This window comes from Cytobacillus oceanisediminis (assembly GCF_003182355.1).
Taxonomy (GTDB): Bacteria; Bacillota; Bacilli; order Bacillales; family Cytobacillaceae; genus Cytobacillus; species Cytobacillus oceanisediminis_A.
In genome coordinates this window covers 92,530-113,302 of the sequence record NZ_QGTW01000014.1, presented here as the reverse complement: position 1 = coordinate 113,302, position 20,773 = coordinate 92,530, and the positions used below count along the sequence as shown (strand labels likewise).

The 20,773-nt window shown below is 38.9% G+C and carries 21 protein-coding genes; all 21 read left to right on the top strand.

Annotated features, from left to right (window positions below; all coding sequences use genetic code 11):
* Window positions 1–8: 8 nt before the first annotated feature.
* The 21 genes from sdhA to DFO73_RS22080 all read left to right on the top strand — a co-directional run bounded on the left by sdhA (window position 9) and on the right by DFO73_RS22080 (window position 20,772).
* On the top strand, window positions 9–1,784 hold the full coding sequence (gene sdhA / locus DFO73_RS22180) for a succinate dehydrogenase flavoprotein subunit (protein WP_110066874.1): 1,776 nt from the start codon (window positions 9–11) through the stop codon (window positions 1,782–1,784).
* 16 nt (window positions 1,785–1,800) lie between these two features.
* Window positions 1,801–2,550, top strand: coding sequence for a succinate dehydrogenase iron-sulfur subunit (gene sdhB, locus DFO73_RS22175; protein ID WP_110066873.1), 750 nt, complete (start codon window positions 1,801–1,803; stop codon window positions 2,548–2,550).
* Window positions 2,547–3,020, top strand: a complete 474-nt coding sequence (locus tag DFO73_RS22170; protein WP_110066872.1) for an FAD-dependent oxidoreductase — start codon at window positions 2,547–2,549, stop codon at window positions 3,018–3,020. The genes sdhB and DFO73_RS22170 overlap by 4 nt, the downstream gene beginning before the upstream one ends.
* Entirely contained in the window at window positions 3,008–4,087 is a 1,080-nt protein-coding gene (locus DFO73_RS22165; protein ID WP_110066871.1) for an FAD-binding protein, read from the top strand. The genes DFO73_RS22170 and DFO73_RS22165 overlap by 13 nt, the downstream gene beginning before the upstream one ends.
* Window positions 4,088–4,110: 23 nt before the next feature.
* Window positions 4,111–4,956, top strand: coding sequence for a fumarate hydratase (locus DFO73_RS22160; RefSeq protein WP_110066870.1), 846 nt, complete (start codon window positions 4,111–4,113; stop codon window positions 4,954–4,956).
* A gap of 11 nt (window positions 4,957–4,967) precedes the next feature.
* Entirely contained in the window at window positions 4,968–5,534 is a 567-nt protein-coding gene (locus DFO73_RS22155; protein ID WP_110066869.1) for a Fe-S-containing hydro-lyase, read from the top strand.
* 83 nt (window positions 5,535–5,617) lie between these two features.
* Window positions 5,618–5,998, top strand: a complete 381-nt coding sequence (locus tag DFO73_RS22150; protein ID WP_110066868.1) for a VOC family protein — start codon at window positions 5,618–5,620, stop codon at window positions 5,996–5,998.
* Between the two features lie 226 nt (window positions 5,999–6,224).
* Entirely contained in the window at window positions 6,225–7,616 is a 1,392-nt protein-coding gene (locus tag DFO73_RS22145) for a sigma-54 interaction domain-containing protein (RefSeq protein WP_258309697.1), read from the top strand.
* A 416-nt stretch (window positions 7,617–8,032) separates the two neighbouring features.
* A complete protein-coding gene (locus DFO73_RS22140; protein WP_110066866.1) occupies window positions 8,033–9,043 on the top strand; it encodes a TAXI family TRAP transporter solute-binding subunit in 1,011 nt (336 codons plus the stop codon).
* 77 nt (window positions 9,044–9,120) lie between these two features.
* The gene (locus tag DFO73_RS22135) at window positions 9,121–11,088 is read left to right on the top strand and encodes a TRAP transporter permease (RefSeq protein WP_110066865.1); all 1,968 of its coding nucleotides are present in this window, start codon (window positions 9,121–9,123) and stop codon (window positions 11,086–11,088) included.
* A gap of 21 nt (window positions 11,089–11,109) precedes the next feature.
* Window positions 11,110–11,826, top strand: a complete 717-nt coding sequence (locus tag DFO73_RS22130; RefSeq protein WP_110066864.1) for a 4-carboxy-4-hydroxy-2-oxoadipate aldolase/oxaloacetate decarboxylase — start codon at window positions 11,110–11,112, stop codon at window positions 11,824–11,826.
* A 26-nt stretch (window positions 11,827–11,852) separates the two neighbouring features.
* Window positions 11,853–12,950: an Ldh family oxidoreductase gene (locus tag DFO73_RS22125; protein ID WP_110066863.1), complete on the top strand. Its 1,098-nt coding sequence runs from the start codon at window positions 11,853–11,855 to the stop codon at window positions 12,948–12,950.
* 152 nt (window positions 12,951–13,102) lie between these two features.
* A complete protein-coding gene (locus DFO73_RS22120; RefSeq protein ID WP_110066862.1) occupies window positions 13,103–14,200 on the top strand; it encodes an amidohydrolase family protein in 1,098 nt (365 codons plus the stop codon).
* 17 nt (window positions 14,201–14,217) lie between these two features.
* Window positions 14,218–14,571 carry a Rieske (2Fe-2S) protein gene (locus DFO73_RS22115; protein WP_110066861.1) on the top strand — a complete coding sequence of 118 codons (354 nt, stop codon included), beginning with the start codon at window positions 14,218–14,220 and terminating at the stop codon, window positions 14,569–14,571.
* Between the two features lie 48 nt (window positions 14,572–14,619).
* Window positions 14,620–15,270, top strand: a complete 651-nt coding sequence (locus DFO73_RS22110; protein WP_110066860.1) for a GntR family transcriptional regulator — start codon at window positions 14,620–14,622, stop codon at window positions 15,268–15,270.
* Window positions 15,271–15,350: 80 nt separating this feature from the next.
* On the top strand, window positions 15,351–16,238 hold the full coding sequence (locus DFO73_RS22105) for an NAD(P)-dependent oxidoreductase (protein ID WP_110066859.1): 888 nt from the start codon (window positions 15,351–15,353) through the stop codon (window positions 16,236–16,238).
* Between the two features lie 373 nt (window positions 16,239–16,611).
* Entirely contained in the window at window positions 16,612–17,415 is an 804-nt protein-coding gene (locus DFO73_RS22100; RefSeq protein WP_110066858.1) for an IclR family transcriptional regulator, read from the top strand.
* A 381-nt stretch (window positions 17,416–17,796) separates the two neighbouring features.
* Window positions 17,797–18,537, top strand: a complete 741-nt coding sequence (gene fabG / locus DFO73_RS22095) for a 3-oxoacyl-ACP reductase FabG (protein ID WP_110066857.1) — start codon at window positions 17,797–17,799, stop codon at window positions 18,535–18,537.
* Between the two features lie 185 nt (window positions 18,538–18,722).
* A complete protein-coding gene (locus DFO73_RS22090) occupies window positions 18,723–19,154 on the top strand; it encodes a MaoC family dehydratase N-terminal domain-containing protein (RefSeq protein WP_258309692.1) in 432 nt (143 codons plus the stop codon).
* Window positions 19,155–19,175: 21 nt separating this feature from the next.
* Window positions 19,176–19,595: a MaoC/PaaZ C-terminal domain-containing protein gene (locus tag DFO73_RS22085; RefSeq protein ID WP_110066855.1), complete on the top strand. Its 420-nt coding sequence runs from the start codon at window positions 19,176–19,178 to the stop codon at window positions 19,593–19,595.
* 13 nt (window positions 19,596–19,608) lie between these two features.
* Window positions 19,609–20,772, top strand: a complete 1,164-nt coding sequence (locus tag DFO73_RS22080; RefSeq protein WP_181396095.1) for an acyl-CoA dehydrogenase family protein — start codon at window positions 19,609–19,611, stop codon at window positions 20,770–20,772.
* Window position 20,773 lies beyond the last annotated feature (1 nt).

Here is a 20,773-nt window from a genome sequence, read left to right as displayed (position 1 = left end):
GGGATCTTATGAAAAAACAGGAAATTATCGTGATTGGCGGCGGTTTAGCCGGATTAATGGCCGCTATTAAAATAGCAGAAGCAAAAAAGAAAGTGAAATTGTTTTCCCTTGTCCCGGTTCGCCGTTCCCACTCAGTGTGTGCCCAGGGGGGCATTAATGGGGCAGTCAATACAAAAGGAGAAGGGGATTCTGTATGGGAACACTTCGATGATACGATTTATGGCGGCGACTTTTTAGCGAATCAGCCGCCTGTAAAAGCGATGTGCGAGGCTGCCCCGGACATCATTTATTTACTGGCCAGAATGGGCGTTCAATTCAACCGGACAGAAGAAGGGCATATTGATTTCAGGAGGCTTGGCGGAGCTAAATACTCCCGTACAGCCTTTGCAGGGTCAACTACTGGACAGCAGATTCTGTATGCGCTTGATGAGCAGGTTCGAAAATATGAGGCAGAAGGTTTGGTAGAGAAGTATGAGTATTGGGAATTGGTATCTCTTATTAAAGATGATGAGGGAAGATGCCGCGGGGTTTCAGCCCAAAATTTGAAATCAATGGAAATTCAAGCTTTCAAATCAGATGCTGTAATCTTAGCTTCCGGAGGGATCGGAAACATATTTCGCAAAAGCACCAATTCCATTATAAATACCGGGAGTGCACATAGTATTGCATACCAGCAAGGAGCCAGGTACGCAAACGGAGAATTCATACAAATCCATCCAACAGCTATCCCGGGCGATGATAAGCTCAGGTTAATGTCAGAGTCAGCACGAGGTGAGGGAGGAAGAGTTTGGGTCTATCGTGAAGGTAAACCATGGTACTTCCTCGAAGAAAAGTATCCAGCTTACGGAAACCTGGTACCAAGGGATATTGCAACACGGGAAATTTTTCATGTTTGTGTCGACCTCAAACTTGGAATCAACGGGGAGAATATGGTTTACCTTGACCTTTCCCATCTATCTGCAGAATTATTGCAGCGCAAGCTGGGAGGGATTCTTGATATCTATGAAAAGTTTGTGGGAGATGACCCAAGAAAGCTGCCAATGAAAATCTTCCCGGCCATGCATTATTCAATGGGAGGCCTTTGGGTTGACTATGACCAAATGACCAATATTCCTGGCCTTTTTGCTTGTGGAGAATGTGATTACCAATATCATGGAGGAAATCGGCTTGGAGCCAATTCATTAGTTTCAGCGATATATGGCGGAATGGTGACTGGCCCGAATGCAGTCAGCTATGTAAATGGGCTTGAAAAGTCCTGTGAAGACCTTCCAGCATCCCTTTATGAAAAAGAACAGAAAAAGCAAGAAGAAGAGATTGAAAAGATCTATAAGATGAACGGCAGTGAAAATCCATACCAGCTTCATGTCGAGATGAGTGATTGGATGGTGGAGAATGTAACTGTTGTTAGGTATAACGACCGGCTCCAGCAAACAGATGAGAAGCTTCAAGAACTTCAGGAACGCTTTAAGAACATCGGAATAGATGATACATCCAGATGGCATAACAGAACCGTTCCGTTTGTCCGACAGCTTAAAAATATGCTTGAGCTTGCAAGGGTTATTACGGTTGGAGCTCTTAATAGGAATGAAAGCAGGGGAGCGCACTATAAACCTGAATTTCCGGAAAGAGATGACGAAAATTGGCTAAAGACAACAATTGCCACTTATACCCCCTTCGGTCCAAGCCTAACTTATGAGCCGGTCGATCTTAAATATATAGCTCCAAGACCAAGAAGATATGACATTGTCACTTCAGGGAAGAAAGAAGAAACATCAAACGCATAGAAAGGAAGGTGATAACATGGCAGCTGCTGATATTAAGCTGAGAATCAAGCGCAAAGATGCTGAAGATGATGCATTTTACTGGGAGGAATTTAACATCCCTTTCCGGAAAAATATGAATATTATATCTGCGTTAATGGAGATACAGAAAAATCCGGTTAACGCACAGGGAGAAAAAGTTAGATCAGTAGCTTGGGAATATAATTGCCTGGAAGAAGTCTGCGGTGCATGCAGCATGAAAATAAATGGAAAAGTCCGGCAAGCGTGTTCGACATTGGTTGATCTCCTGGAACAGCCGATTGTTTTGGAACCTATGGAGACATTTCCTGTTGAAAAGGATCTCGTTGTGAACAGAGATAGAATGTTTAGTGCCCTCAAGAAAATTAAAGGTTGGATTCCGATTGATGGAACTTATCCTATGGGAGCTGGTCCGCTGATTTCTTCGGATGATCAACAGGAAGCATACAAGTATTCCACCTGTATGACCTGCGGGTGCTGCCTGGAGGCTTGTCCCAATGTCAATAGCGGTTCTCCCTTTATTGGGCCTCAGGCTTTAGGCCAGACAAAATACTTTAACATGCATCCAACGGGAGCGCAGCAGAAGAATCATAGATTAGAAGTTATCATTAGCGAGGAAGGGATAGCAAACTGCGGGAACTCCCAAAATTGTGTTCAGGTCTGCCCTAAAGAGATACCGTTAACAACAGCTATTGCAGAATTAAATAAGGATGCAAATCGCTATGCATTAAGGAGCTGGCTAAAGAGATGAGGAAGCTTCAATATGATCAATATGACGTAATGGTAATCGGCGGGGGGCAGGCAGCTTTGGCTGCTGCCATTTCCGCTAAAGAAGAGGGAGCATCTGTGGCTTTGATCACGAAGGGAAAAGCAGGGCTTGGGGGATCCTCAGTTATTTCTGATAGTGTGCATTCAGCCATCTTTTCTCCTGGAGATTCTCCGGATAAGTTTTTACAGGATATAGTAGAAGGCGGCAGGCATTTATCAGATAAAAAATTAGCAAGAGCTTTAGCTGAAGAATGTACGGTCAGAGTGAATGAATTAGAAAGCAAATTTGGAATCAGCCTCGAGAGAGAAAAAGTGGTAATTACTCCCGGCCATTCCTATCCAAGGAGAGTTTATGCAGGAACAGGCCTTGGAAAAAATATTACAAAACCAATGCGTGATTATGCGATGGAAATAGAATTGATTTTCATGAACAATCTGCATTGGTTGACTTAATAAAAGATAATAATGAAGTAAAAGGTGCACTGATCCAAAAAGGCAAAGAGTTTCATATTATTTATTCACCAGCCGTTATTTTGGCAACAGGCGGTTTTGGAGGACTCTATCAATCTTCCGATAACCCAAGGGATGTTTCCGGGGAAGGAATCGGCATGGCATGGAGGCATGGGGCTATTCTTGTTGATATGGAGTTTGTACAATTTTATCCGTACCGTTTGCAGCATCCCGCAAATATCGATGTCATGACAAAAATTTTTGCGAAAGGCGCTTTTCTTGTAAACGATCAACACGAACGGTTTATGGAAAAGTATCCAAAAAAAGAGCTTGAAACAAGAGACACACTCAGCTATGCAATGTTTAAAGAAAATAAAGTACTGATTGATTTTTCTGGAGTTGAAGAAGATGTACTTCAGCATGACAGTCCATATCTGTATCGTCTGTATCAAAAAGCGCATCCGGGTGAGTGGATAATGAGTCCTGTACAGCATTATTGCATGGGAGGTGTGCAAACAGATGAATGGGGAAGGACCAATGTTCCAGGCCTCTATGCATGCGGAGAAGTGACAGGAGGACTTCATGGGGCTAATCGTTTAGGGGGAGGTTCCTTAACAGAATCACTTGTTTTTGGCCACCGTGCGGGAAAGATGGCTGTACAGGAGAAATCAATAGGGGCCATTTCGGCCATTATGGATTTCGGAATAGATGAATTAAAAAATAGTTCTTCAAAAATCGAGGAATATGAAACAATCAAAAAAGTAAAAGAAGTTATGTGGCAAAAAGTGGGGATTGAAAGAACCTCCCGTTCCTTGAAAGAAGCTGCTGATGAATTAAACCTAATCGCAATAAATTTGGAGAATGAAAACAACCTTCAGGCTCTTCAGCTTCGTGAAAAAGTTCGATCGGCATGGGCATCTGCTTTTGCTGCATCAGTAAGAAAAGAGAGCCGCGGAGCCCATAAACTTCAGGATATAAAGGAAGAAAAGAAGGAATGGGAAGGCAAAAATCGAATTCACAAAACAAGCATCCAATTTACTCCTGCAGCTTCAAAAGCTGAAATGCCTTAATGATGGAAAAGGGGGAAGGTAACATGAAAATCATTACTTATGGGGAGATTGTTGAACAGGTAGCAAAGATGTGCCAGGAAGCAAATTTTGACTTAGGCCAAGACGTCGTCGAGGCTTTTCAAACAGCCTTAAAAAATGAAAAATCAGAAACAGGCAAAGACATATTGGAGCAGCTGATCCAGAACGCAGATATAGCAAAAAGTGAGCGGGTTCCTATGTGCCAGGACACTGGCGTCTCAGTATTTATTGTGGAAGTTGGCCAGGAGTGCCAAGTATCCGGAGGAAGCATTTATGATGCGATCAATGAAGGGGTTAAAAAAGGATACGAAGAAGGGTATCTCAGGCATTCAATCGTTGACCATCCTATTACCCGGGAAAAAAGCAAAGGATATAACACTCCTTCCATCATTCATATTGAGTTGATTCCAGGTGATGAAATGATTATTCACATGTCCGCAAAGGGAGGCGGCAGTGAAAATATGAGCAGCTTGAAGATGCTAAAGCCTTCAGATGGCCTTGAGGGAATTAAGGGATATATACTCGATACGGTAGCAAAAGCTGGGCCGAATGCATGTCCTCCTTTGGTAGTCGGAATTGGGATAGGGGGCAATTTTGAAAGATGCGCTTATTTAGCAAAAAAATCATTGTTCAGACCAATTGGCCATCGCAGTGAACGTGCTGAGCTTGCCCAGTTGGAAAAGGAATTGATGGAAGAAATCAATAAACTTGGCATTGGGCCGCAGGGCATGGGAGGAAATACAACTGCCCTGGATGTGAAAATTGAGATAGAACCTTGCCACATAGCAGCACTGCCAGTAGCGATAAATTTAAACTGCCATGCAAGCAGGCATAAAGAAGTCAGACTGTAGGAGGAATTCAGTTGTCAGCAACGAAAGTTACCAGCCCTATTGAAGAAGATGTTTTGAAAAATTTAAATGCAGGCGAGCGCGTGCTGATCAGCGGAACTATTTATACCGCAAGAGATGCTGCCCATAAAAGAATGTCAGAAGCCCTTGAAAAAGGCGAAGGCCTTCCTTTCGATATAAAGGGGCAAACCATCTATTATGTTGGTCCAACCCCAGCTAAGCCAGGGCAGATTATAGGATCAGCCGGTCCAACTACGAGCGGAAGAATGGATAAGTATACGCCATCGCTGCTTGATCGGGGACTAAAAGGGATGATAGGCAAAGGATATCGCAGTCAGGAAGTAATTGATAGTATGAAGAAAAACAAAGCTATATATTTTGCTGCAATTGGCGGAACCGGAGCTTTAATCACCCGCTCCATCAAATCGATGGAAGTCATCGCCTATGAGGATTTAGGGCCTGAAGCCATTTATAAATTAACTGTAAAAGATTTTCCTGCTGTAGTTATCATTGATAGCAATGGAGCAGATTGGTACCAATTAGGGAAACAGCATTTTAATGATCAGCATGCCAGTCAATAACCAAATAGCCGGCAATTAGACAAAACCTTTGAGTGATTTTTGAGGTTTTGTTTTTTGTTAAAAAACATAAAGGTGGAGATCTCTTGAAAATCGATTCATTGGACCATTTTGTATTGACAGTGGAAAGCATTGACCGGTCTTGCCGATTTTACAATGATGTATTAGGAATGGAGGTTATTACTTTTGGGGAAGGCAGAAAAGCTTTAAAATTTGGCAGCCAAAAGATTAACTTGCACCAAAAAGGCAGTGAGTTTGAACCCAAGGCCCATAATCCAGTGCCAGGCTCAGGAGATTTGTGCTTTATTGCCAATGTAAATATACATGAGGCAGCAGAACATATACGGAGCTGCAAGGTTAAAATTGAAGAAGGCCCTGTAGAAAGAACTGGGGCAATGGGTAATATTATTTCAATTTATATTAGGGACCCTGACGGAAATCTGATTGAAATATCAAACTATCAATAGTTGGTTTCTAAATTCCAAAAGGTAATTAAAATTTCAATGTCGTCTGAAATATGCAAGACACGTGCCAAAAATCCACTGACTTCCTATATTCTCTTTGATATAATTAATAGATAATTGACTGAATATAAATTCTATTTTAATAAGTTCCAATTTATTTCTATGTTTCCCGTTACTTTTTCCGCAGTACCAATTTCTGTTTTGCAGCAGAAAGGAGCTTTAAACGGTGATGATCGAGACTGAACAGATTAAGCATCACAATAATTTTGAAGACTGTCTTGAACTAGAAGCAGCAATCCATGCATGTCAGGAAGGAATTTATATTTGTGATGCTGACCTGAGATGTGTCAGGTTAAATTCTGCCTATACAAGAATTACTGGACTTACTGAAGATGAGTTAATCGGCAAGACAAGTATTGAACTAGAAAAGAATGGAACAATTTCTAAAGCTGTAGCTGTTATTGTTAAGAGAGATAGAAAGGTAGTTTCATTAATTCAGAAGTTCAGAAGCGGAAAAAACGTTTTAGTTACAGGTACACCTGTATATAAAGACAGGAAGCTTTTTAGAATTGTCATCACAGCAAGGGACTTATCTGAGTTAAATCAGCTTGAAAATCAATTAAATGATGCCGAGGAAAGATCTGAAAGGTATCTAAGAGAGCTCAGCTTATATAAAGAACATATTAAAAGTGAAAAAATTGTTGCAAATAGCCCGCAAATGAAGCAAATACTTAATTTGATACCTAAAGTTTCCAAAGCTGATTCTCCTGTTTTATTGTTAGGGGAATCTGGTACAGGCAAAGAAGTTTTAGCAAGGCTTATACATGAGACAAGCAGTGGGGGAGATAGCCCTTTTATTAAGGTAAACTGCGGAGCAATTCCGGGTGATTTATTAGAATCTGAACTTTTTGGCTATGTAAAAGGGGCTTTTACAGGAGCAAGTGATAAAGGAAAGCCCGGACTAATTGAGATTGCGGAAAATGGAAGCTTGTTTTTGGATGAAGTAGGTGAGCTGCCTTTAAAGCTACAGGTTAAATTATTACGGGTGCTGCAGGATTTTGAAGTAACACGGCTGGGAAGCACAAAATCCAAGAAGGTAAGTTTCCGTCTTATATGTGCTACTAACCGTCCATTAAAAGAAATGATGGAAAAGGGAGAGTTCAGAGAGGATTTATTCTACCGAATAAATGTACTTCCAATTACTATTCCTCCATTACGGGAAAGAAAAGAAGATATTATCCCTTTTATCATAAAGACAACAGAAAAACTATCCTCGAGGTATGGAACTCTCAAAACAATATCTCCTGACGTATTAAAAATACTTGAAAGTTATCATTGGCCAGGGAATATCCGTGAACTTGAAAATGTGATCGAACGAACCTTTATCATGACAGATGAAAACTCGATTACAGTTAAGGACCTCCCATCAAACATAGCTGCAGATAAAGTCAGTAAAGATACCTATACCTTAAAAGAAAAAATGCAAATCATTGAGCGGGATATTATTGAGGATATGCTGAAACAAAGTTCAAGTTTAAGAGAGGCAGCTAAGAAGCTTGGGGTAGATGCTTCTACGTTGACAAGGAAATGCCAGAAATATGGAATTTTCGTACAAAATTAAAAAGTTGGGATCGAATAATTTTTTATTCGGTCTTTTTTATTTGCTTTTTCTTAAAGTCCAAGGATGCTGATAATACTATAAACAATATAAATATAATAAATATATTTGTAATATTTACAATATTTAAAATATATGATAGTATCAGTTTAATATTAAATATTGTCGACAATATATTTTTTTACTTATTTAGCCTTTTAGACATGCCTTTCAACTTTCACTTTTGAATTTCAGCATTTTAAATCGGTTTTCTTTTAAATAAGTTTGTAAGTGCTTCAAAAATATTAATTAATTTTTTTGAACATAAAAGAGAATAACTTTAATCATATAAATACATCAGTATTTTGTTTAGAGGGGGGGGAAGTAAAACTTCTTTACAATTTTATAAAAGAATCATTGACTAAGGAGGACTTAGCTATATGAAAATATTAAAAGGCATGATTGGGATATTCTTGATGGGGCTACTAGGTGCTTGTTCTGCAAATGTTGATGGAGAAAATGGGAATGGCAAGGGTGAAATTATCAGCTTATTTGCTACAGATAGTTCGTCTTCCTATTATGGCTACAATGTAGGTATTGCAAATGCAATAAGTACATTAAATCCGGAAATTCAAGTATCAGTAGTTGAAACTGGCGGATCTAGTGATAATATGCAGCGATTGAGTAAAGGCGAGGGGAAGATGGCTTTGGGGACTTCTCCTAGTGACTACCAAACTTATTTCGGTGAAGGGGATTTTAAGGATATAAAAAATGAGAATATCCGGGCACTGTGGTATTTTGTACCATCACCATTTAACTTTATTGTCTCAGAGTCAGCTAATGTGAATAGTTTTGAGGACTTAAATGGAAAAGACTTTTCCTTTGGCGGATCAGGAACCTCCACTGAAAAAGTGACGACTGCTGTTTTTGAAACACTCGGTATTCAACCAAAATCTTATGCTGGCAGTATGTCAGATGCACAAGCTGCATTTGCCGACCGTAGAATTGTAGGTTTAACAAAGACAGGAACTCCTCCCGATTCTTATGTTCAAAAAACAGCAGCAGAGCAAAAAATTAAACTGCTTGGTTTAACAGAAAATCAAATCAAAAGCATAACTGAAAAACTTCCTTATATTGGAACAAATACGATCCCTGCAGGTTCCTATGAAGGAGTTGATGAGAATATTCATACAGTACAATTTACGATGAGTATCCTTCTGGATAGCTCCGTTTCCCAAGAGACTGGATATAAAATGTGGGAAGCTATGTGGTCAGAAGAAGGAAAGAAAATATGGCTGAATTCATTCTCTGCAGCTGCTGATGTTGATATACCGGAACTTACGCTTGGTTCAGCAATTCCTCTCCATGCAGGAACTGTCCAATTTTTAAAGGAAAATGGTTATGAAGTTCCGGACGAGTTAATCCCGCCAGAATATAAAGAAGTTAACTAATTATCTAAATAGTCCTTTTCTTCCCTTGTAGAAAAGAGGTTTTTTACAAGGGAAGTCACTATGAAAGGAGGTTTATTATGTCAAAATTGGTAAAGCAATTAGAGGAATTATTTACTGAAGATGAATCCGAGATAAAAAAGAATAGCCGTAATCTTTCAAAAAAATATCTCGTGTTTGTCGGCGTAATAGGACTAACATGGGCTCTTTTCCATATCTACACTATGGGAGTTGGGACTTTACCAGGCATTATTCAGCGTTCTCTCCATTTAATTGGTGCGACAATTATCTGTTTTCTTATTTTTTCAGGTTCCTCTAAGTTTAAAAACAATAAATGGCTTTTGAGGTTTGATCTATTATTCATACTATTAGCTTGTATTGTTACTGTATATGTTATTTCCATATATCCAAGAATAATTGAACAGCATGGAGTTTATAACACTACAGATATTATTATGGCAACGATTCTGTTAATTATTGTTCTCGAAGGCGCCAGAAGAGTACTAGGCTGGTTTATTCCTTTTTTAGTCATCTGCGGGATTACATATGCTGTCCTCGGCCCCTATTTTCCTGGAATATGGAGACATGCCGGGATTGGTTATGAAAGGCTAATGCAAACCTTCTTATTGGGCACACAGGGAATATGGGGACAATTAATGTCTATTTCTGCAAATATCTTGGTGATTTTCGTTTTGTATGGATCTTTAATTCTAAGTTTAGGTCTAGGGAATACTATTTTTGATTTAGGTTCTAAGTTAACAGGTAAGTGGCGAGGCGGCGCTGCCCAACTTGCGACAGTTACAAGTGCATTATTTGGTTCCGTTAACGGAAGCACTGTTGCAAATGTGGCTACAACAGGCAATTTCACCATTCCACTCATGAAAAGACTTGGCTACAACAGAAACTTTGCTGGGGCAGTTGAATCAGTGGCATCATCAGGCGGACAAATCATGCCTCCTGTTATGGGTGCCAGTGCTTTTCTTATGGCAGAATTACTGGCTCTTAATTACGTGGATGTTATGATTGCAGCTTTGATACCAGCTTTGTTATTTTTTGTATCTATTATGGTATCAATCTATTTTTATGCTCGGGCAAATAATTTAACTGGTCTATCCGATGAAGAGATTCCGACTTGGAAACAAGCATTTAATTGGAGAACATTTATCCCTTTATTTGTTCCATTGATATTGCTAGTAGCATTGTTATTTTCAGGATACACGGCAGGAAAAGCTGGATATACGATGTATATTGGTACAATTGTTCTATATTTTATATGCAATGTTAGATCGAAAAAGGAATTTAAAGAAGCGATTAAAAGGATTATTTCTGGATTGGATAGCGGAGCAAAAAGCATGGTGACTATTGTAATGTTAATTGCGGCAGCACAGACTTTAGTGACGACGATTAACACCAGCGGACTGGGAGTAAAGTTTTCTTTAGTGACCATGTCCTTCAGTCAAGGAAATCTCTTTTTGGCTTTAATATTGGCAATGATTATTACAATCATCTTAGGAATGGGAGCACCTACTCCGGCAGCCTACGTACTATCAGCTTCTGTTGTCGGTTCAGCATTGATAAACCTGGGTATTGAAGGTATCGCTGCACATATGTTTTTACTTTATTTTGCTGTATTATCTGCCATTACTCCACCAGTTTGTGCAGCGATATATGTTGCTTGCGGAATATCTAAAGGAGATTGGGTGAAAACAGCTGTATACAGCTTGAAAATTGGTTTAACTGCTTTCATAATTCCGTTTATGTTTGTTCTTGATCCGGTTCTATTAATGAAAGGAGAACCGATCGACATTATTTTAAGTATTACGACTGCCCTTGCTGGTGTCGTTATTTTGGCGGTAGGCACAATGGGGATTTTGATAAACAAGGCTAACATAGCTGAAAGAATAATAGCGTTTGCAGCGGCATTATTATTGTTATTCCCAGGTCACATAACAGATATAATTGGTATAAGCTTATTTGTGATAATGTGTCTTATACACTGGAAAGGTACTAGTTCTTCACGGAAAAGTGAGCATGCAATAAGCAAATAACAGGGTAAAAAAGGAGGAAAAATGTCAATGTCCAATTTCGGCAAAATTTACTCTCAAATAGAACGGGCAAACCCAAGCCTCATTGCACAATTTAAAGAAATGGGTGTCTCCACGATATACGAGTCAATGGTTGAAGAAACACTAATGGATCCTTCCATTACACCTATCTGCAAAGGACAGATAATTGCTGGATCCGCTGTTACCGCTATTAATACACCCGGGGATAACCTTTCAATGCACCTTGGATTATCTCTTACTCAACCGGGAGATATATTAGTTACTGCATTCCGGGGAACTCATTCATATAATGCTCTTTGGGGAGAAATGGCGACACTCGCTGGAATAGGCAGAAAAATCTCCGGTGTAATAGCTGATGGAGCTGTAAGAGACATTAAAGCCATACTTGCTAACCAATTTCCAGTTTGGGCAAAATCAATTTCCTCAAAAACCAGCAGTGTTGAAAAAATCGGAGGAATAAACGTACCAGCGGTTTGTGGTGGAGTTTTGGTCAACCCTGGCGACATCATAGTTGCCGATGATGATGGAGTTGTCGTTGTACCTCTTGAACAAGCTGAAGAAATTTTACAGAAAGCCCAAAAAAGAGCTGAACGAGAAAAAGAAATAAAAGATCTGCTGCTTCAAGGCAAAACGCCATATGAAATTTTTAATATGGGTATTGCACTTGAAAAAAGCGATATCCCAATTATTAATGACAAATATGATTCTATGAAAGTTTGAGCCCAGATTAAAAAGGGGGAAATAAAATGATTACCGTAAGTGCAGAAGCGCTCCGAAAATTTGCATATGATGCATTTATGAAAGTCGGGTTAAATAAAGCAAACTCATCGTTGGTTAGTGACGTTTTAATAGATGCTGATTTAAGAGGGGTTCACTCTCATGGGGTTCAAAATTTGCCTCGGTGGGCAAGAGGATTTTTAAAGGGGCACCTCGAGCTGGAAGTCACACATGAAGATATAGACGAAGGACCAATTACAGTTATTGACGGAAAAGGGAGTCTGGGAGTTCTGGCATCTGATATTGCAATGGATACAGCTATCAAGCGTGCAAAAAAATATGGGATTGGAATTGTAGGTGTAAAAAATAGCAGCCACTTTGGGCCTGCTGCCTATTATACAATGAAGGCACTGCACCATCATCAAATTGGTTTTTGCACGACAAATGGTCCTGCCGTTATGGCTCCTTGGGGTGGAAAGGATGCACTTCTAAGCAATAATCCATTTTCTTATGCTATTCCGGCCGGTGATGAGCCTCCGATTGTATTGGATATGGCATGCAGTGTATCTGCTAGAGGAAGAATCAGAATGCTGGCGCGTGAAAATGAAACATTGCCTGTAGGCTGGGCCATCACAAAAGATGGAGAACCTACAACAGACCCGCGTGAAGCAGTCGAAGGAACTGTATTGCCATTTGGAGGGTATAAAGGCTATGGCATAGCTGTTATTAACGAGATTTTATCTGCGGCATTAACAGGAGCGTTATTTTCTTTTGAAGTTGGAGGAATTTCTAAAGGGCCTGCTGAAAGTGAACTGCAAAACCATGAACAGGCTGCCTGGGGCTGCGGACATGTATTTGGAGCAATAGATATTAACAGGTTTGGAAATGGTGGTAACTTCCAGAATAGAGTTGCCTATTTAAGCCGTACCTTACGGGAATCCCCGACAGCAAAAGGACATGAAAGAATATATTTGCCAGGGGAAATCGAATTTGAATTAAAGAAAAAAAGGGAAGTTGATGGAATTCCTTTGAAGCCGACTACAGTTTCGCTAATTAATACGTTTGCGCGTGATGAAATCGGATTAATGGCTTTAGAATCATATTGTAGTAACGAATTTAATACTTAAAATCATAAACAATATAATAGAAGAAACTAATTCACCCGGCGAGTTTTATTTAACAAACCTTACCAAGTAACTTGAGAAATAAGGTTCATATAATCAATATATTGTCGACAATATATTTTACTGGATGTGGTATTTATTTAGGAGGTTAGAAAATGGAAGCAAACAAAGTGAATAAAATCATCGATGCCGATGTACATCCTTGGATTAACGGAGATATTAAAGGCCTGCTCCCTTATTTAGGTAAATCAATGCAAAAAGTGTTCGATTGCCGTTTGACACTACCTGACCACCCACTTCGTCCCCCGTTGGAAAAATCCACTTCCATCAGACTGGACGCAAAACCGCCAGGTGGTGGTGCTGGTGGATCGGATCCAATCTATATGCGCGAAGTTTTGCTGAACCGCTACAATATTGAACATGCAATTTTAACTTCAGTACAGGCGGGAAAAATAGTTGTATATCCCAACCCAATTGAAGCCGCCGCCTTGGCACGGGCATTTAATGATTATTTTTTAAATGAATGGCTGACAATAGACTCGCGTTATAAATTGGCGATGTGTATAGCCGTTCACGATCCTTTAAAAGCTGCAGAAGAAATTAGGCGTATAGGTCATGAAAAGGGAGTAGTTGCAGTTTTTATGCCATTATTTAATATATTAATGGGGAACAGCTATTATTATCCGATTTATGAAGCAGCTGAAGAGCTTGGATTACCAATACTTATTCATCCTACGGGAACTGAAGGCGGCTTTTCAACAAGTGTTTCTATGGCAGGAGGAGTACCGTCCAGCTATATTGAGAGGCATACAGATTTCCCGCAGATCGCATATGGTAATTTGGTAAGTATGGTCTTCGAAGGAGTATTTGTTCGATTCCCTAAGCTCAAAGTTTTAGCAGCAGAGTTTGGTTACAGCTGGGTTCCCTCTGTAATGTGGAGAATGGATCAAAACTGGCGTAATTTTAGAAAGGAAGTACCATGGCTGGAAAAAGAACCCAGCAAATATTTATTAGACCATGTCCGCTTTACTTCTCAGCCAGTAGAGGAACCAGAGAAAGGCAAATACCTTATGCAAATATTCGAAATGATGCATGCTGAAAAAACATTAATTTTTAGCACAGATTATCCTCATTGGGATAATGATTTTCCTGACAACACTTTTACCACCCTGCCAGAGCCTGTAAGGCAGCGAATATTTTATGATAATGCTGCTGAACTATTTAATTTAAATAAATTAGAAATCACCAGATAACAGGGAGGGAAAAAAGAATGGCATTTTGCATTGGTGAACTCAGCAATATTCCAGCAGGAAAGGCGCTAATTACAGAAATAAATGGAACATCAATTGGAATCTTTTTTGAAGACGGAGAAGTATATGCAGTAAGAAACGTTTGTCCTCATAAACTGGCACCAATTTGTGAGGGGGCAGTCTGTGGAACTATGCTTCCGAGTAAGCCCTCACAGTTTGAGTTTGGGCTTGAAGGAAAAGTGTTGAGATGTCCATGGCATGGATGGGAGTTTAGCCTGGAAACAGGGGAAGCCCTTTTTGGCATAAGTAATAGAAAAGTTAAGACCTACCCTGTGGTAGTTAAAGATGGTATGATTTACGTAGAAATGGGATAGTTTGTAACTTCCCGGAATCATATTGTCATAAGTGAGGAAAATGATACAATGAGCTTTGAAAATACAACATTATCACAACGAATTTCTGAAGAGATTGCTATTAAAATTTCAGAGGGGGCTCTTAAACCTGGTGACAGGTTATTGGAATTAGAACTGACCAAAGAATTCGGCACCAGCAGAGCTCCAATACGTGAAGCATTATTTATATTGGAAAAGGATGGAATTGTTGAACGGGTACCCCGAAAAGGCGTTTTTGTAAAAAAAAGAACAAAAAAAGAGTTACTTGATCTTTATGAGGTTGTTTACAGGTTATTAGAAATAGCCTTAACTAAACTGATGGATTCGCGAACCGATGAACAGCTAAAAAAAATTGAAAATTTAATCATTAAAATGGAGGAGACACTTGAAGGCAATAAGGTTAAGCAATGTTTTGACCTGCTGGAAGAGCTTCAAAAGGATTTCTTTGTCTTCTCAGGAAACACAGTTTTAGAAGATTTATATATGAGAATTAATGGGCAATTAATTCCATTTCGATATATTTCACTTTCCTATCCAACCAGTATGGACCATTCCGTCAGGGAATACAGCGAAATAATGGCTGGCTTAAAAGAGAAGGATCTCAAAAAAATACTTGAAAGCTTAAAACGAAAGGAAAAGCGGGCTCTGACTGTATTGGAGAAGTTTGTAGATAATCAGTAAACCATATCTCAATAACTGGTTGTTTTTAACTCAGGGCCCTCATAAGACACTTTCGTAATAAATTGGGAGCGGTGGTGTCAATGAAGGTTGGTTTAATAGGTTTAGGAAATCTGGGCGGACGAATTGCCCGTAATTTATTAAATAAGGGATACAAATTATCAGTTTATGATTTAGATCAGGAATTATTACAATTTTTTGGAGGGCTTGGTGCCATTCCATATGAATCTCCTTCTGCTCTGTCCAGAAACAATGATTACGTTATAACTGTGCTGCCAAACGCAGAAATAGTGAAAAGTGTCGTCCTGGGGCCCGATGGTCTGTTATCGGGATTCTTGGAAGGCAGCACTTTAATTGACATGACAACATCAATACCTGGAGTCACTAAACAAATTGGCGTTGAACTTTCTAAGAATGGGATTCACATGCTAGATGCACCAGTAAGCGGAGGAGTTAAGAAAGCCGAAGACGGAACCCTGGCCATTATGGCTGGAGGGGATGAGGATGTTTTCTTAGGTGCTTATTCTCTATTAAACGATATCGGTTCAAATGTTACACATGTAGGAGAGTTAGGAGCAGGACATACAATTAAAGCACTAAACAATATGCTTTGTGCTACTACACTAGCGGCAACTGCAGAAGTCCTGGCTGTTGGAACAAAGTTAGGTCTTAATCCTGACAAAATGTTAGAAGTGATTAATACGAGCAGCGGAAGAAGCCACTCGAGTGAAATCAAATTTCCTCAGCAAGTATTATCGAGAAAATTTGAGGTGGGCTTTACAATTGACTTAATGTGTAAGGATCTCACCATTGCCAATGGTATAGCTGAAGGAGCAGAGGTGCCTGCATTTATTTCCGGTGCCGTTTTTCAGTTATGGCAGTACGCAAAGTCTCAGGGCGGAGGGGAGATGGATCATACGGCTATTGCGAAATTTATAGAGGGAATGGCGGGTGTGGAGATTAAAGTTTGATTAATAAAGTAAATAGTAATTTTATTTCGTCCCGTTATAAAAGCTAAATTGATGGTATATTAGGCCCCTACTTTTGTAGGGGCTTTTTTATTAAAACTTTAATTAACTTATAAAAGTGTTCCAGAGGTTTAGATTTAACCCTTCTCCTATTGGGTCAGTGAATACTTAAAGGACAAGGCGTGTTATTAATAATTTTTAGAGGGAAGGTTTTGTGAATATTTAATAATTAGAAAAATCAATGTTTACGTTGACGAAAAACTTTTTTATATATAAAATAATTGTATGAGATAAATCTACCCATTTTTTTTAGGTAGTTCTGCTTTAAATTTACCAAATTTGTTAAGTCACAACAACTTTGTCAGGGGGAAAGCCAATGGAAAATAAGTTAAGTGAAGCAGAAAGCACTGGAAAAAGAAAATACAATGTCCCAGCGGTTGATAGCGCTTTCAAAATATTATCACTGCTCAGCCGTAAAAAATATAATAAAAGTAATTTAACAGAGATTGCAAAAGCTACCTCTCTTACTCCAACCACGTGTTATCGAATTTTGCAGAAATTAGAAGAGCTTTCGATTGTTCGTTATGATAAAGGCTCCAAACGCTACAGTCTAGGTCCCTATTTAGTTGTTTTAGGAGAAAGGGCAAAAGAAAATTTGTTTGATATTTCAGTTATTCTCCCTTGTTTGGAAAAACTCTCTGAGGAAACGGGCCTTACAACGTTTCTTGTTAATAGAATTGGAAAAAAACGCTCCACGATATTGGCTAAAGTTGAAGGTGAGGAATTTGGAATTAACGTTTCAGTAGGAAGACATTTTTCAGTAGTTGATGGCGCATATGGAAAATGTTTATTAGCCTATATGGATGAAGAGGAATCAGATGAGTTATTAAGAATGAATGATGGTTTGCGTAAGCTGACTGAACAAGAAATTTTAGAATTAAAGGAAGAGTTGCCCATAATACGGAGAAATGGATATGCTGCTACATTTGGTGAATACATCGAGGGTATTGTTGGTGTTTCTGCTCCGATTTTTAACAACGAGGAAAGTGTGGAAATGGCCATTGCGATAATCGGTATGACTGCTCAGCTGAAGGAGCAGGATATTGAAAAAATGGGGGAGAAAATTAAAAGTGTTGCAACAGAGATCAGTATGAAATTAGGCGGATATTTTCCGCAATAAATTATTGACTATATAAATTCTAATTACTTATTCTCCTTAATTTTGGATCAGCATGAATTTTGCCACCATCCATTTTTAAGGAGAATTTTTATTTTAATCTTTTATTGACTCTCTTGTAATTTACGAGTGCTGGATCCTGCTGATCTAAACTCCCATTGGCCTTCCTAAGAAAATGACTAATAAAACCTGTAAAGCTTCAATGTTTTCTTTCAAACGTTAAATTACAAGCAAATTAACACTAGTCTAAATTTTCTAAAATTTCATTGACAAAAACTTTTTTCTTATATAAAATTTAGTTAAGATAAATGTAAGCCCTTACCAATGTTTTATAAGCATCTTTCTTTTATTTTTTTTCAAAAAATGGAATGGAGTGATTTTTTAATGAATCTGGAAGGAAAAGTTGCAGTAGTAACTGGAGCTGGACAGGGAATTGGAAGAGAAATTTCGCTGTTTTATGCCAAGCACGGTGCAAATGTTGTTGTTGGAGATTTAAACTTAGATTCAGCAGAACAGGTCGCCCGTGAAATAGAAGAGATAGGCTCAAAAGGATTGGCACAGAAAGTTGATGTTTCCGAAAAAGAAAGTGCTCAACGATTAATCCAAGCTGCAATTGATCATTTTGGTGATATTGATATTTTAGTAAATAATGCGGGGATTACTAGAGATGCTATGCTACATAAAATGACGGAAGAACAGTTTGAACAGGTGTTGGATGTTCATATGAAAGGTACTTTTCTATGTATGCAGGCAGCTGCGGTCCATATGAGGCAAAAGCAAAAAGGGAAGATTGTAAATATTTCTTCCATTGCAGGGAAGGTTGGAAATATGGGTCAAGTAAATTACGCTGGAGCAAAAGCTGGTATTGTTGGGATGACAAAGGCTGCAGCGAAAGAGCTTGCTAAATTCCAAGTTAATGTAAACGCTGTCCAGCCAGGATTTATTGATACGGACATGACTCGTGCAGTACCAGAAAAAGTTCGGCAGCTTAAAATTGCCGAGATCCCTATGCAGAGGGTTGGCGAACCTTTGGATATTGCTAAAGCTGTTCTTTTCCTTAGCTCCGATTATTCCGACTACATGACAGGGAATGTGCTTGAAGTAACGGGTGGAAGATTTATGTAAATTGTCTAGTGTTTAAATTCATTGAATATAGGAAAAGATCATCGCATTATTAATAGTTTAAGTTTTAAAATAGATTAAATTTTTTTAGAATACGAATTCAGAATATTTTAAATAAACTATTATATAACTGTTCGATAATTAAATAGAAAAGCAGGTGAACAAAACTGAGTGCTATCAAAGATTTAATGGGTTTAGAGCTTGCTCCTTATACGTATTCAGTAGAAAAAGGCAAAATAAAGGAATTTGCCGCGGCAATCGGTGACCCCAATCCTATCTATTACGATGAGGAAACAGCAAGAAAAGAAGGCTATGAAGGAATACCAATTCCATTGACCTACCTCCAAGTGATTGATTTATGGGGAGGATATAGTTTTGAACAAAAGTGCCAAATGCTAAATTTAAATCCAGTAAAAATTTTACATGGGGAACAAGGCTACCAATTTATAAAAACAATATATGCGGGTGATAACCTAACTGTTTCAGGTAAGGTTGCTGATGTTAAAGTTAAGCAAGGATCCTCCGGGGGTATGAATCTGATTACCTTGGAATTTGAATACAGAAATCAGTTCAACGACCTGGTAGCCCGCTCCAGAAATGTAACAATTGAACGACATTAAAAAATTTTGGATGTGATAATCATGTGGAAATACTACGAAGACTTGAATGTTGGCGACCATTTTCCCGAAATTTCAAAGGACCCGATTTCCCGTGTTCAATTAGTGAAGTATGCTGGTGCTTCAGGAGATTTTAATCCTCTCCATACGGTTGAAGAAGTAGGTGAAAAAGCAGGAACCGGGATTATAGCCCATGGAATGTTAGTAATGGGAATGGCTGCACAAGGCGTAACCAGCTGGATTCCCCGCAAATATGTTAATTCACTGCAAATTCGGTTTCGTAAAATGACTTTTCCCGGTGAACGGATTCATGTTACAGGAAAGGTAATAGAAAAGAAGGAAAACAATCAAATCGTAAGTGAAGTGGCTGCTATGAATGATGAGGGAGAAGTTAAGGTGTCTGGTACTTTTGAAGCTATATTGCCTTCAAAAAATGTACAGTAAAGGAGGAGAAAACATGAATTTTAATTATTCACAGGAAGCTGAGAATTTTCGAGACTCTTTTCGAAGTTGGTTAGAGAAAAATTTCCCAAAAGAATGGAATCAAGAGGTAACAGGGGAAAAGTGGGTTCAAAGGCGTAAGGAGTGGGGGAAAATGTTAGGTCTGGGAGGATGGGTAGCACCTGCCTGGCCAAAGGAATATGGAGGTCTGGGTTTAACTATTGAACAACAATTAGTATATATTGAAGAATTGGTTCGAATAAATGCCCCTGAAGTATTAAATTCAAATGGTATTGGTATATTTGGGATGACTTTAATCCGTTATGGAACTGAGGATCAGAAGAAATATTATCTTCCTCGAATGCTTAATCACGAAGATATTTGGTGTCAAGGGTTCTCAGAACCGAATGCTGGTTCAGATTTGGCAGGCCTTCAAACAAAGGCGAAAGATAATGGAGATCATTATGTGTTAAATGGGCAAAAAGTATGGACATCTTATGGTCCCTATGCGAATAAATGTTATATCTTAGTTCGCACTGCTGAATCAAGATACAAAGGGGTAAGTCTGATGATCCTTGACTTGGATCAGCCTGGCGTGACTGTTAAGCCGATTAAAAATATTGCTGGCGAATCAGAACTTGCTGAAATTTTCTTAGATGAAGCAATTGTTCCCAAAAGCGATTTAGTAGGGGAAATCAACAATGGCTGGGAAATGGCTAATTATGCTCTTGCGCATGAGCGTGGGATCCACTTCGCTCAGCGTTCCTTAAAAATGCAGCAAGAATTCCAACAGCTTGTTACATTGTTTCAAGAACAAATACATGCTGGGAGCTCTCCGGCAATTAGCCCGATTATGCAAAATAAATTGGTTCAATCCTATTTATCCTGTGAAATATTAAAAAGTGTTTGTTTACGAAATATTGCTTTAATTGCACAAGGGGAAGACACTGGTGCATTACCGGCAATCGCTAAATTAGTTTGGAGTGAAAGCCATCAGGATTTACTCAATGTCGGTGTGGAATTATTAGGAGAAGAATCTTTAATAAAAGGGGATAATCAAGTTTGGATGGAAAAATTCCTTTTATCCAGGGCTGAAACCATTTATGCCGGAACAACACAAATCCAAAAAAATATTATCGCCAAATCACTGGGATTGCCTAGCTCGAAAGGAGGAAGATAAA

Bases quoted from the DNA above. Each gene is read 5' to 3' on its own strand.
- DFO73_RS22135 (WP_110066865.1), top strand. From the start codon at position 9,121: ATGTCAAAATTGGTAAAGCAATTAGAGGAATTATTTACTGAAGATGAA.
- DFO73_RS22140 (WP_110066866.1), top strand. From the start codon at position 8,033: ATGAAAATATTAAAAGGCATGATTGGGATATTCTTGATGGGGCTACTA.
- DFO73_RS22170 (WP_110066872.1), top strand. From the start codon at position 2,547: ATGAGGAAGCTTCAATATGATCAATATGACGTAATGGTAATCGGCGGG.
- sdhB (WP_110066873.1), top strand. From the start codon at position 1,801: ATGGCAGCTGCTGATATTAAGCTGAGAATCAAGCGCAAAGATGCTGAA.
- DFO73_RS22105 (WP_110066859.1), top strand. From the start codon at position 15,351: ATGAAGGTTGGTTTAATAGGTTTAGGAAATCTGGGCGGACGAATTGCC.
- DFO73_RS22085 (WP_110066855.1), top strand. From the start codon at position 19,176: ATGTGGAAATACTACGAAGACTTGAATGTTGGCGACCATTTTCCCGAA.
- DFO73_RS22115 (WP_110066861.1), top strand. From the start codon at position 14,218: ATGGCATTTTGCATTGGTGAACTCAGCAATATTCCAGCAGGAAAGGCG.
- DFO73_RS22100 (WP_110066858.1), top strand. From the start codon at position 16,612: ATGGAAAATAAGTTAAGTGAAGCAGAAAGCACTGGAAAAAGAAAATAC.
- DFO73_RS22120 (WP_110066862.1), top strand. From the start codon at position 13,103: ATGGAAGCAAACAAAGTGAATAAAATCATCGATGCCGATGTACATCCT.
- DFO73_RS22090 (WP_258309692.1), top strand. From the start codon at position 18,723: ATGGGTTTAGAGCTTGCTCCTTATACGTATTCAGTAGAAAAAGGCAAA.
- DFO73_RS22130 (WP_110066864.1), top strand. From the start codon at position 11,110: ATGTCAATGTCCAATTTCGGCAAAATTTACTCTCAAATAGAACGGGCA.
- DFO73_RS22080 (WP_181396095.1), top strand. From the start codon at position 19,609: ATGAATTTTAATTATTCACAGGAAGCTGAGAATTTTCGAGACTCTTTT.
- fabG (WP_110066857.1), top strand. From the start codon at position 17,797: ATGAATCTGGAAGGAAAAGTTGCAGTAGTAACTGGAGCTGGACAGGGA.
- sdhA (WP_110066874.1), top strand. From the start codon at position 9: ATGAAAAAACAGGAAATTATCGTGATTGGCGGCGGTTTAGCCGGATTA.
- DFO73_RS22160 (WP_110066870.1), top strand. From the start codon at position 4,111: ATGAAAATCATTACTTATGGGGAGATTGTTGAACAGGTAGCAAAGATG.
- DFO73_RS22110 (WP_110066860.1), top strand. From the start codon at position 14,620: ATGAGCTTTGAAAATACAACATTATCACAACGAATTTCTGAAGAGATT.
- DFO73_RS22145 (WP_258309697.1), top strand. From the start codon at position 6,225: ATGATCGAGACTGAACAGATTAAGCATCACAATAATTTTGAAGACTGT.
- DFO73_RS22125 (WP_110066863.1), top strand. From the start codon at position 11,853: ATGATTACCGTAAGTGCAGAAGCGCTCCGAAAATTTGCATATGATGCA.